The organism is Agrococcus pavilionensis RW1 (genome assembly GCF_000400485.1).
GTDB lineage: Bacteria > Actinomycetota > Actinomycetes > Actinomycetales > Microbacteriaceae > Agrococcus > Agrococcus pavilionensis.
The window spans coordinates 101,040-112,784 of record NZ_ASHR01000017.1 but is presented as its reverse complement, the minus strand read 5'-3'; the positions used below and the strand labels follow the sequence as shown (position 1 = coordinate 112,784).

At 74.1% G+C, this 11,745-nt stretch carries 10 protein-coding genes and 1 tRNA gene; 4 read left to right on the top strand and 7 right to left on the bottom strand.

The window, feature by feature from the left end; all coding sequences use genetic code 11:
- Window positions 1-4: 4 nt before the first annotated feature.
- The gene (locus L332_RS20745; RefSeq protein ID WP_021010189.1) at window positions 5-805 is read right to left on the bottom strand and encodes a carbon-nitrogen hydrolase family protein; all 801 of its coding nucleotides are present in this window, start codon (window positions 803-805) and stop codon (window positions 5-7) included.
- 84 nt (window positions 806-889) lie between these two features.
- Here L332_RS20745 and L332_RS20740 point away from each other — a divergent pair, with 84 nt between their 5' ends.
- Both L332_RS20740 and L332_RS20735 read left to right on the top strand, forming a co-directional pair.
- A complete protein-coding gene (locus L332_RS20740; RefSeq protein WP_021010188.1) occupies window positions 890-1,195 on the top strand; it encodes a thiamine-binding protein in 306 nt (101 codons plus the stop codon).
- Complete coding sequence (locus L332_RS20735) at window positions 1,192-1,908, top strand: AIM24 family protein (protein ID WP_021010187.1); 717 nt, start codon at window positions 1,192-1,194, stop codon at window positions 1,906-1,908. The genes L332_RS20740 and L332_RS20735 overlap by 4 nt, the downstream gene beginning before the upstream one ends.
- 3 nt (window positions 1,909-1,911) lie before the next feature.
- Here the strand turns inward: L332_RS20735 and L332_RS20730 are convergent, their stop codons facing one another.
- The 4 genes from L332_RS20730 to L332_RS20715 all read right to left on the bottom strand — a co-directional run bounded on the left by L332_RS20730 (window position 1,912) and on the right by L332_RS20715 (window position 7,036).
- The gene (locus L332_RS20730) at window positions 1,912-2,655 is read right to left on the bottom strand and encodes a class I SAM-dependent methyltransferase (RefSeq protein WP_021010186.1); all 744 of its coding nucleotides are present in this window, start codon (window positions 2,653-2,655) and stop codon (window positions 1,912-1,914) included.
- 84 nt (window positions 2,656-2,739) lie between these two features.
- Window positions 2,740-2,813: transfer RNA gene (locus tag L332_RS20725), tRNA-Met, on the bottom strand.
- Window positions 2,814-2,859: 46 nt separating this feature from the next.
- Window positions 2,860-5,817: a UPF0182 family membrane protein gene (locus L332_RS20720; RefSeq protein WP_021010185.1), complete on the bottom strand. Its 2,958-nt coding sequence runs from the start codon at window positions 5,815-5,817 to the stop codon at window positions 2,860-2,862.
- A gap of 82 nt (window positions 5,818-5,899) precedes the next feature.
- Window positions 5,900-7,036 (bottom strand): YlbL family protein, encoded by a 1,137-nt coding sequence (locus L332_RS20715; RefSeq protein ID WP_081646062.1) that lies wholly within the window; start codon window positions 7,034-7,036, stop codon window positions 5,900-5,902.
- A gap of 20 nt (window positions 7,037-7,056) precedes the next feature.
- Here L332_RS20715 and L332_RS20710 point away from each other — a divergent pair, with 20 nt between their 5' ends.
- On the top strand, window positions 7,057-8,409 hold the full coding sequence (locus L332_RS20710; RefSeq protein WP_021010183.1) for a zinc-dependent metalloprotease: 1,353 nt from the start codon (window positions 7,057-7,059) through the stop codon (window positions 8,407-8,409).
- An 84-nt stretch (window positions 8,410-8,493) separates the two neighbouring features.
- The gene (locus L332_RS20705) at window positions 8,494-9,210 is read left to right on the top strand and encodes a hypothetical protein (protein ID WP_021010182.1); all 717 of its coding nucleotides are present in this window, start codon (window positions 8,494-8,496) and stop codon (window positions 9,208-9,210) included.
- Here the strand turns inward: L332_RS20705 and L332_RS20700 are convergent.
- Complete coding sequence (locus L332_RS20700) at window positions 9,140-10,843, bottom strand: ATP-dependent helicase (protein ID WP_031223460.1); 1,704 nt, start codon at window positions 10,841-10,843, stop codon at window positions 9,140-9,142. The genes L332_RS20705 and L332_RS20700 overlap by 71 nt on opposite strands.
- Complete coding sequence (nudC, locus tag L332_RS20695) at window positions 10,840-11,733, bottom strand: NAD(+) diphosphatase (protein ID WP_021010180.1); 894 nt, start codon at window positions 11,731-11,733, stop codon at window positions 10,840-10,842. Before nudC ends, L332_RS20700 begins: the two co-directional genes overlap by 4 nt.
- Between the last annotated feature and the right edge of the window lie 12 nt (window positions 11,734-11,745).

The window sequence follows — 11,745 nt, the reverse complement described above, 5'->3', positions numbered from 1 at the left end:
CGGCTCAGGCGATCCGGTAGCGCCGGTTCGCGAGCGAGGGGTTGCGCCGCCGCGTCGCTGCCGTCACGGCCGGGTCGATCGGAGCGATCGCGATCCCCTCCCCGTCGCCGAGCGCCGCGAGCGGGATGCCCATCGGGTCGGCGATGAGCGAGCAGCCGACGCCGAGCGGGGGCGCTTGCCCCGCCGCGACGACGTGCACGGTCGACTCGATCGCGCGCGCGGTGACGAGCGTCGTCCAGTGCCGCTCCTTCTGCGGGCCGCGCACCCACTCCGCGGGCACGAGGACGACGTCGGCCCCCGCATCCACGAGCCGCCTCGTCGACTCCGGGAAGCGCAGGTCGTAGCACGTCTGGATGCCGATGCGCGTGCCGCGGAAGTCGACGACCGGCACCTGCGCGGGATCGCCGGGCGTCAGCCAGTCCGACTCGCTCGAGCCGAAGGCGTCGTAGAGGTGCACCTTGCGGTACGCGACCCTCAGGCCCGTCGCGTCGACGGCGACGACCGTGTTGCTCGGGCCGGCGTCGGTGCGCTCCACGAGGCCGGCCACGACGAGCGCGTCGTGCGCCGCGGCGCGCTCGGCGAGCATCGAGACGAAGGGCCCGTCGAGCGGCTCGGCGGCGTCGGGCGCGGTCTCGGCGAGCGTCGCGGAGCAGTGCTGCGCGTACTCGGGCAGCACGATGAGCTCCGCGCCGCGATCGGCCGCGCCGTCGATCCACGCGGCCGCCGCCGCGCGGTTCGCATCGACGTCCTCCGTCGCGGCGAGCTGCACCGCCGCCGCCATCAGCACCCCGGTCGCATCCGCCATGCCGACAGCCTACGGCGGGCCCGCGCGGCGCTGCTGGCGGTCGACGGCGGCGGGTGCGAGGATGCGACCGACGAAGGGAGCAGGATGCTCGTCGCATTCTCGATCGCACCCGGCACGGCCGGACCGGACGGCTCGGTGCACGACGCGGTCGCGGCCGCCGTGCGCGTCGTGCGCGCCAGCGGGCTGCCGCACCGCACCGACGCGATGTTCACGACGCTCGAGGGCGAGTGGGACGAGGTGATGGCGGTCGTCAAGCGCGCGACCGACGCCGTGCTCGCGCTCTCGCCCCGCGCATCCCTCGTCCTGAAGGCCGACATCCGACCCGGGTGGACGGGCGAGCTCGACGGCAAGATCGACCGGCTCGAGCGAGCCCTCGAGGAGGACGCATGAGATCAGAGCTGTTCGCCGAGGCGAACCAGGAGGCCCAATCGACCGAGCGCTGGGTCAAGCAGTCGAGCAAGATGCTGCGCATCAGCATCTCGAACGGCGGCGACGTGCTCGCCGCGAAGGGCGCGATGGTCGCCTACCAGGGGCGCATGGAGTTCCAGCACGAGGGCGCCGGCGCGGCCCGCATGCTCAAGAAGCTCGTGACGGGCGAGGGCGCGCCGCTCATGCGCATCCGCGGCGAGGGCGAGGTGTTCCTCGCGCGCGACGCCGCGAACGTCTTCACCGTGCTGCTCGAGGGCGAGGGGCTCTCGGTGAGCGGGAAGAACCTGCTCGCCTTCGACCCCGACCTGCAGTGGGACATCAGGATGCTGCGCAGCGGCAACATCATGGCCGGTGGGCTCTTCAACGTCGAGATCGGCGGGCGCGGCACGATCGGCATCTCGTGCGAGGGCCAGCCGATGCTGCTCGACTGCTCGCGGCAGCCCACCTTCGTCGACCCGAACGCGGCGGTCTGCTGGTCGGCGAACCTGCAGCCGAGCGTCGTGAACAGCATGAACATGCGCTCGATGCTGCGCGGCGGCACGGGCGAGGCGTTCCAGCTCGCCTTCCACGGGCCGGGCTTCGTCGTCGTGCAGCCGAGCGAGGGCCGCCAGCAGCTCTCGGGCTCGAACGGCGGCGCCTCCTCCGGCGGAGGGCTCGGCAGCCTCTTCGAGTGACGCTCAGGCTCGCGTGCCGCGAGCCGCCCACGCGAGCGCCCGCACGTCGAACGGCGGCGCCGGCAGCAGCTCGCGGCAGCGATCGCGCACGCGCGCGCGATCGGCCGCGCCGAGCCGGGCGACGAGCTCCCCGACCGGCCCGACGCCGAGCTCGAAGGGCTCCCACCACTCGTCGATCGAGCCGATGCGCGCGGTCGCCTCGATCGGCGCCTCCACGACGTCGCGGAGCCCCGCGGCCTCGAGCAGCCGCGCGAGGTCGCCGCGCCGCGTGCCGACGCGCGGCGGCGGCGGCGCGAGGCCCGCCGTCTCGGCGGCCGCCGTCCAGAACGGCCCGAGCGGCCCGCGCTCGTGGTCCCAGACGCACGCGGCCACCGCGCCGCCGGGGCGCACGACCCGAGCCATCTCGGCGACGCCCGCCGACGCATCCGCCATGAAGTGCACGACGAGCTGCGCGAGCGCGGCGTCGAACGCCGCGTCGGCGAACGGCAGCGCCTCGGCGGCGCCCTCGAGCGCTCGGGCGCCCGGGTGGCGCTCGCGCACCGCGGCGACGAACGAGGGCGAGGGGTCGAGGGCCGTGACGGTCGCGCCGCGCGCGAGCAGCTCCTCGGTGAGCGCGCCGGGGCCGCTGCCGACGTCGAGGGCCTCCCCCGGCCCGGCGCCGGCGAAGTCGGCGAAGGCGCGCGCGAGCGGTCGCGAGTAGCGGCCCATGAAGCGGTCGTACGCGTCGGCCGAGACGGCGAAGCCCATGGCGGGACGCTACGCCGCCGGCCGGAGATGCAGAAGAGGCGCCCTCTCGGGCGCCTCTTCTCGTGCCGCAGTTCGCGGACTTCGTTGCGGGGACAGGATTTGAACCTGCGACCTCCGGGTTATGAGCCCGGCGAGCTACCGAGCTGCTCCACCCCGCGGCACAAGAAGAGACTCTATCAGCCGCGGGGCGGGAGGGCAAACCGGCTAGGGCGCGGCCGTCTCCTCCGTCGCCGGCTCCTCGGCAGGCGCCGACTCCTCGGGCGCGATCTCGGGCGCCTCGGTGCCCTCGATCTCGGCCGAGAGGTCGACCGCGCGCTGCACCGCCTCGTTGAGCCGCACCTCCGCCTCGGCGGCGGCGACGACGTCACCCTCCGCGTAGGCGGCCTGGCGCGCCTGGATCGCCGCGACGGCCTCCTGCAGCGCCGCGTCGAGCTGCGCCTGCAGGTCGGCGTCGGGTGCCTCGGCGCCGGGCTCCGCCGGCTCCTCGGTGCCGGGCTCGACGTCGGAGTCGCCCGCCTGGGCGCCCGAGTCGCCGCCGAAGAGCGCGTCGAGCGCCTCGTCGAGCGTGTCCTCGAAGGCGATGTCGTCGCCGAACGCCACGAGGATCTTCCGCAGCACCGGGAACGACGTCGCACCCGTCGAGCGCAGGTACACCGGCTGCACGTAGAGCAGGCCGCCGCCGACCGGGAGGGTCAGCAGGTTGCCGTTGATCACGTCGGACGCGCCCTGGCGCAGCAGGTTGAGCTCGCGGGAGACCTGGTCGTCGGTGTCGAAGGTGTTCTGCACCTGGCCGGGGCCCGGGATCGAGCGGTCCTTCGGCAGCATCTGCAGCGTCAGCTGCCCGTAGGTGTCGAGCCGCTCGCCCGCGGTGCCTCCCGCGTCGGCGTTGACCGACAGGTAGCCGTAGAGCACCTCGCGGCCGTCGCGCGGGATGAACGTCGAGTAGAGCGTGAACGCGGGGTCCTGCCCGTCGACCGACATCGTCAGGTAGTACGGGGGCTGCGGCGGCGCCTGCGTCTGCGCGCTCGACCACGTCGGGTCGGCCGGCGTCGCCCACTGGTCGTCGCCCGAGAAGAAGGTCGCCGGGTCGGTGACGTGGTAGTCGCCGAGGATGTTGCGCTGCAGCTTGAACATGTCGGCCGGGTAGCGCACGTGGCTCATGAGCTCGCCCGACATCTCGCTCATGGGGCGGATGGTGCCGGGGTAGATCTCCTGCCACGCCTGCAGGATCGGGTCCTCCGTGTCCCACGCGTACAGCGTGACCGAGCCGTCGTACGCATCCACCACGCCCTTGACCGAGTTGCGCATGTAGTTCACGACGTCGCCGGGCGTGAAGCCGGGGTTGGGGTTCGTGCTGTCGGCGATCGTCTGCGCGATCGAGCGGTGGGATGCGTAGGGGAACGACGACGAGGTCGTCATGCCGTCGACGATCCAGACGAGTCGCTCGTCGACGACCGCCGGGTAGGTGTCGCTGTCGAGCGTCAGGTACGGCGCGACCTCGCCGACCCGCTGGCGCGGGTCGCGGTCGTAGAGGATCTGCGACTCCTCGTTGACCGCGTCGGAGAGGATGATCTGCTCCGACTGGAACTTGAGCGCGTAGACGAGCCGGTTGAGGAAGCTGTCGAGCTTCGGGCCGCCGTCGCCCGCGAACGTCGTGTTCGCGTTGCCGCTGCCCTCCTCGGTCGAGCGCGGGTAGTCGAGCTCGAGGTTCGGGGAGCCCTCGGGGCCGCCGACGATCGAGTAGTCGGGCGTCGACTCGCCGAAGTAGACCCGCGGCTCGTAGTCGCCGAGCGCGCCGTCGGTCGGGATGCCCGCCTGCAGGAACACGGGCTGGCCCTCGGGCCCGCGCTGGTTGCCGTACGCGGCGACGACGCCGTAGCCGTGGGTGTAGACGATGTGGCGGTTGTACCAGCTGTCCTCGTCGAGGCCCGAGAGGTCGAGCTCGCGCACCGCGATGACGGTGTCGGTCGTCTGCCCGTCGATCTCGTAGCGGTCGACGTCGAGCTGCTCGGGGAAGCCGTAGTACTGGCGGTACTCCTGCAGGTTCGCGAACGCGTCGGTGACGAGCGCGGGGTCGATGATGCGGATGTTCGCGGTCGTCTCCGCGTCCTCGCGCAGCGCGCCGGGCTCGGCGTCGGTGCGCGCGTCGGAGGGCGCCTCGACCATCTCGTCGACGCCCCACGCGGCGCGCGTCGCGTCGATGTTGCGCTGGATGTACTCGGCCTCGAGCGTCCGCGCGCTCGGGTCGACCTGGAAGCGCTGCACGATCGCGGGGTAGGCGACCCCGACGACGAGCGACGACGCGATGAGCAGCGCCGTGCCGACGATCGCGATGCGCCAGCGGCCGATGATCGCGGTGACGATGAAGAACACCGCGACGAGCCCGGCGATGCCGGCCATGATCTGCGCGCCGGGGATCGACGCGTTGACCTCGGTGTAGCCGGCGCCCGCCTCGAGGAAGCCCTGCGCGGGCATCGAGAGCGAGGCGTACTGGCCGAGCCAGATCGAGACGCCGAGCGCGAGCATGTAGAGCGCGCCCGTGACCGCGAGCTGGATGCGCGCGGAGCGCGAGATGCGGAACTCGCGGCCCGTGACGCGGATCGCGCCGTAGAGGTAGGAGGTCGCGAGCGCCGCGACGAGGCAGATGAACAGCACCGCGAGCGCGAAGCCGACGATCGACTGGTAGAAGGGCAGCTCGAAGACGTAGAAGCCGATGTCGAAGCCGAACTGCGGGTCGGCCTCACCGAAGGGCTTGCGGTGCAGCCACAGCTGGGCCGTCTCCCACTGCGACGCGGAGGCGATGCCCGCGAAGAGGCCGAGCACCGCGGGCGCGGCCCACATGCCCACGCGGCGCAGCGGCTCGACGAGCTCCTGGTAGCGGTCGAGCTGCGAGCTCAGCTGCGCGTAGACGGGCCGCGAGCGGAAGGCGATCTGCACGCTGAGCGCGAGCGGCACCGCCATGCCGAGGAAGCCGATGAGGAACATCACGAGCATCGAGAGCCAGCGCGTCTGCAGCACCTGCAGGAAGCCGAGCTGGTCGAACCACAGGATGTCGGCGTAGAAGCCGGAGAAGAGCACGAACGCTCCGAGGATCGCGGCGACCACGATCACCGTGATCAGCAGCGGCGATGGCCGCCTGCCGCTCGGCGCGGTCGTCGGCATGGGTCGATCGGCGTTGGCAGACACGTCGGGATGCTCCAAAGAGGGGGCTCGGCGGGCGGTGCCGCCATGCTATCGGCCGCGCCTATGAGCCGGGCACGGCCTCGCACGTCGGGAGCGCGCCCGCGTCGCCCTGCTCGGCGACGGTCTCGATCGCGGTGACGGCCTCGTCGAGCGTCGAGACGGCGAAGACCGTGAGCCCCTCCGGCACGTGGCCCACGACCTCCGCGCAGTTCGCGGCCGGGGCGAGGAAGTGCGTCGCGCCCGCGTCGACCGCGCCGTGCATCTTCTGCACGATGCCGCCGATCGCGCCGACCTCGCCGAGCGCGGCGATCGTGCCGGTGCCCGCCCAGCTCGTGCCGGCGGTCATCGCGCCGGGGGTGAGCTCGTCGATGATCCCGAGCGCGAACATCATGCCCGCGCTCGGCCCGCCGACGTTCGGCAGCTCGATGTCGACCTCGAAGGGGAACGCGAACTCGTTCGCGGGGTAGATCCCGACGATGCGCTGCTCCCCCTCCATCGCGGGCATCACTTCGACCGTGCGCGGCTCGCCGTCGCGCTCGATCTCGAACGTCGACGCGCCCTCGGCGGCGGCGATGGATGCGCGGATGGAGTAGACGTCGTAGGCGGTGTCGCCGTTGACGCGCAGGATCCGGTCGTCCTCCTCGAGGATCCCCTCCGCGGGCGAGCCCTCGATGACGCCCGCGACGCGCACGTCGCTCTCGACCGGCTCGCCGAGGTGCAGGAGCGCGGCGGCGACCGCGGCCGATTGCGAGTTGCGCATCTCGATCCGGCCGGCCTCGTTCTGGTCCTCCACCGAGACGGACGGCGGGAACGCGGCCTCCATCGGGATGATGGCGCGCGACGGGTCGACGTACGCGCGCGCGACGTCGACCCACGTGAGCGGCCGCTCGGGGTTGCCGAGCAGCGAGACCGTGAGCAGCCGCAGCTCGCCCTCGGTCGGGAACGTCTCGGCGCCCTCGATCTCGATGAGCTCGCCGGCGTCGGTCGCACCGAGCGTGTCGAACGTGGGGCCGGGCACCTCGACGACGTAGGGCGAGGGCACGAACGCGAGCGAGAGCGACGCGAGGCCCGTCACGCCGAGCGCGACCCAGCCGGCGCGGCGCACGCGGCGCGGGCGCACGTCCGGGAAGCGGGGCTGAGCCCGGTGTTCGCGGACGGCGGATGGCTGGATGGGCGGATACCCGGCGGGCTCGGACATGCTGGGGCTAGCGTAGTCGCATGCCTGAGGAGCCCGAGGACCGCCGCCCCGAGGACGAGCTGCGGGAGATGCTCCAGCAGTTCCTCTCCGGCCAGGGGCCCATCGATCCGTCGCGCCTCGCCGGCGCCGCCGGCATGCCGAGCGACCCGGCGCAGCTGCACGCGCTCATGGCGCAGCTGCAGGCCGCGCTCGCCCGCACCGACGACGGCATCGACTGGTCGGCCGCGCAGCGGCAGGCCGCCGCGGTCGTGCAGCGCGACCCCGGCTCGGTGACGACCGCCGAGCGCGACGCCGTGCGGCAGGCCGCCGACCTCGCGGCGCTCTGGCTGAGCGAGACGACCGAGATCGGCGCCGCCGCCGGCTCGCTCACGCTCCTCTCGCGCCAGCAGTGGGTCGACGCGACGATCCCTGTGTGGCAGGAGATGAGCGAGCCGGTCGCGAACAGCATCGCGAACGCGCTCACGAGCGCGATGCAGGAGCACGCGCCCGAGGAGGCGCAGGAGATGCTCGCGGGCGCCGAGCGCATCCTCCGCAACGTCGGCGGCACGATGTTCGCGATGCAGCTCGGCAACGTCGTCGGGCAGCTCGCGAGCGAGACGATCGCGGGCGGCGACTTCGGGTTCCCGCTGCTCGAGGACACCGCGGCGCTCCTGCCCGTCAACCTGCGCTCGGCCGCCGAGGGCCTCGAGATCCCCGAGGATCAGGTGCGCATCTGGATGGCTGCGCGCGAGCTCGCGCACGCGCGCCTGTTCCACCACGCCCGCTGGCTGCGCCTGCACGTGCTCTCCTCCGTGCGGGAGTACGCCGAGGGCATCCGCATCGACGTCGAGCGGCTCGAGGAGCTCGCCGAGTCGTTCGACCCCTCGAGTCCCGAGCAGCTGCGCGAGGCGCTCGGCAGCGGCGCGCTCATCCCGCCGAAGACGCCCGAGCAGGTCGAGGCGCTCGCGCGGCTCGAGACGACGATCGCGCTCATCGACGGCTGGGTCGACGCCGTGACCGAGGCGGCCACCGCGCGCCTGCCCAAGCGCGACGCGATCGCCGAGACCGTGCGCCGCCGGCGCGCGACGGGCGGGCCGGCCGAGAAGGCCTTCGGCACGCTCGTCGGCCTCGAGATCCGCCCGCGGCGCCTGCGCGAGGCGGCCGCCTTCTGGCACGCCGTGACGGATGCGGTGGGCCCCGAGGTGCGCGACTCCCTGTGGGACCAGCCCGACCTCATGCCGGGCTCGGCCGACATCGACGACCCCTCCCGCGTCATCGCGCGGCTCCGCGGCGTCGGCGAGCTCGACGAGATGGACCTCGCGCTGCAGGAGCTGCTCGACGACGCGGAGCGGGGCACCGGCGACGACGAGGCAGGCGGCGCGGAGCAGCGCTGAAGCGGGGCCCGAGACGGGCGCCCGCGCCGGGCCGGCTGTGGACAGCCGCCGACGCGCTCGGCCGCGCTGGCGCACCATGCCGCCATGCTCCGCCTCGACCCGCACCTCGCCGTCTTCCGCAGCGCCCCCGACCGCGTGACGGTCGGCGGGCAGCAGCCCGTCGCCGAGCTGCCGGCCGACGACGCGACGCTCCGCGGCCTCGCGCTCCTCACGCGCGGGGTCGTGCGCCGCGAGCTCGAGCACGTGCTCGGCGACGAGCCGGCCGCGGCGCTGCTCGAGGCGCTCGCACCCGCGCTCGACCCGCTGCCGCCCGCCGTCCCGACGCTCGTGCGCGGACGCATCCCCTTCGCCCTCGAGCTGCATCGCGCGCTCGATCGCGCGGGGCACCGCGCCGGGCACTCGGCCGGCGACGACCCGCTCGTGCTGCCGGTCTCGCCGTGGCGGCTGCCCCACCGCGAGCGCGACAGGCTCGTGGAGTCGGGCACCGCGCACCTGCCGGTCACCGTCGGCGACGCGTGGGTGCAGATCGGCCCGTTCGTGCCCGCGGGCGCGGGCTGCGTCGAGTGCGCGGTCGATGACGCGGTGCTCGTGCCGGCGCACCTCGCGCCGGTGCCGAGCGCGATCGCCGCGGCGCAAGCGGTCGCGACGGTGCTCGGCGCGCTCCGCCGCCTCGGTGACGACGAGCTCCCCGCGGGCTGGGGCGCGCGGGTGCGCCAGCGCGACGGCGCGGTCAGCGCGCTCCGGCGCGCGCGGCGGGCCTGCCGGCACCGATCTCCGCGAGGAATCGCGACGGCTGCCTGACCGCGTGACCCGAGCTGCGCGCCCACGTGAGCGAGAGCGAGCGCTGCGCGCGCGTGATGGCGACGTAGAGCAGCCGCCGCTCCTCGTCGATCTCGGCGAGCGAGGTCGCGTGCGAGATGGGCAGCAGCCCCTCGGCGAGCCCGCACACGTGCACGTGCTGCCACTCGAGGCCCTTCGCGGCGTGGATCGTCGCGATCGTGACGGCCGCGACGGCCGGCTCGTGCTCGGTCGCCGCACGCCGCTGGAGGTCGAGCGCGAAGCCCGGCAGGTCGGTGCCGCCCGTCTCCTCCGCGAGCGTCACGAGCGCGTGCAGCGCATCCCACTGCGCCCGCTCCTCGCCGTGGCTCGACGGCGGCTCGGCTCGGTACCCGAGCCCCATGACGATGTCGGTCACCGCCTGGAAGAGCGGCCGCCCGTCGGCGGGGGCACTGCGCAGCATCAGGAGCGCGCGCTTGACCACGGGGAGCTCGAAGAAGCGCACCGAGCCGCGCACGGTCGACGAGATGCCGGCTGCGGCGAGCGCCTGCTCGATGAGCCCGGACTGGGCGTGGAAGCGCGTGAGCACCGCGATCTGGCCGGGGTCGGCGCCCGCGGCGACCTGCGCGCGCACGGCCGCGGCGATCGCTGCGGCCTCCGCGGAGTCGCTCGCGTGCTCGGTGACGCTCGGCTCGAGCCCGTGCTCGCCCGAGGCGGCCTCGAGCGTGAGCGCGTCGCGGCCGCGCATGAGCCGGTTCGCGAGCCCGACGATCGCTCCCGTCGAGCGGTAGGAGCGCTCGAGCCGCACGAGCTCGGCGTCGGGGTGCTCGTGCAGGAAGCGCTGCAGCCCCGCGGGGTCGGCGCCCGCGAACGAGTAGATCGTCTGGCTCGGGTCGCCGACGACGCACACGTCGCGGCGGTCGCCGAGCCAGGCGGCGAGCAGCTGCTGCTGCATCGGCGAGACGTCCTGGTACTCGTCGACCGTGAAGTGGCGGTAGCGCGAGCGCACCTCGTCGGCGACGACGGGCTCGCGCTCGAGCATGCCGGTCGTGGCGAGCAGCACGTCCTCGAAGTCGATCTGGCGGCGTTCGTCCTTCACCCGCTCGTACGCCATGTGGAGGTCGATCATCGCCTCGGGGGTCAGGCCCGTCGGCAGCGGGCGCACGCGCGCCTGGACGCCGTAGTCCTCCATGGTCATCGCCTGCGACTTGCGCCACTCGATCTCGCCCGCCGCGTCGCGCAGCTGCGCGGTCGGCAGCCGCAGCCGCAGCTGCGCGGCCGCGTCGGCGAGCGTCGACGCCTTCTGCGGCAGCAGCTGCGGCATGCGCGAGCCCGTCACGCGCGGCCAGAAGTGCGACAGCTGCGCGAGCGCCGCGGCGTGGAAGGTGCGTGCCTGCACGCCGCCCGCCCCGAGCCGCGCGAGCCGCGTGCGCATCTCCCCCGCCGCCCGGCTCGTGAAGGTGAGCGCGAGCGACGCGTGCTCGACCTGCTCCCCGGTCGCGACGCCGTAGGCGATGCGGTGCGTGATCGCGCGCGTCTTGCCGGTGCCGGCGCCGGCGAGGATCGCGACCGGGCCGCCGAGCGTCGTCGCGGCGAGCCGCTGCTGCTCGTCGAGCCCGGCGAGGATCCGGTCGGCGTCGGGCTTCGGCGCGCTCATCGCCCGAGCCACGCGTCGATGATCCAGGCCGCGATCGACTTCGGGCCAGGCAGCTGCACGACGCCCGAGCGCAGCTCCTCGCGCGTGAACCAGCGCACGTCGAGGATCTCGACGCCGTCGGGCACGATCGCGTCGGCCTCGGCCGCGACGCACTCGAAGCCGATCATGAGGCTCCGCGGGAACGGCCACGGCTGCGAGCCGAGGTAGCGCACGCCGGCGACGGCGAGGCCCGTCTCCTCGCGGACCTCGCGGACGACCGCCGCCTCGAGCGACTCGCCCGGGTCGACGAAGCCGGCGATGAGCGAGTAGCGGCCCTCGGGCCACGCGGCGTTGTGGCCGAGCAGGATGCGCTCGTCGGATGCGTCGTGGATGGCGACGATGACCGCCGGGTCGGTGCGGGGGAAGTGCGCGCCGCCGCTCGCGTCGCGCCGCACCCAGCCCGACTCCTCGAAGCTCGCCGCCGAGCCGTCGACCGGGCTGTGGTGGCTCTCGCGCTGCCAGACGCCGAGCGCGACCGCCTGCACGAACGCTCCGGCATCGGCGTCGTCGAGCTCGGCGCCCACCTCGCGGAGCGACCGCCACTGCGCTCCCTCGACCTCGAACGGCTCCGCGACGAGCATGCTCAGCACGACGCCGCCGGGGGCGCCGTCACGAGCGGGAGCGCGGCCGAGCCAGCTGAGCGGCACGCGCGGCTCGACGTGCCGCGCGGCCGCGGGCAGCTCGTCCGGGCGCAGCCGCACGAGCGCGCCGTCGCGCACGGGTGCGCGGTCGCCGGCGACCGCGATGACGCGCGTCGAGGGCTGCTCGAGCGCGCGCGCGACGGCATCGGCGCCGAGCCGCCCGGCGTGGTCTCGGTCGAGCGCCGAGCGGGCGAGCGGGGGAACCTGCACGTCACCTCCGTC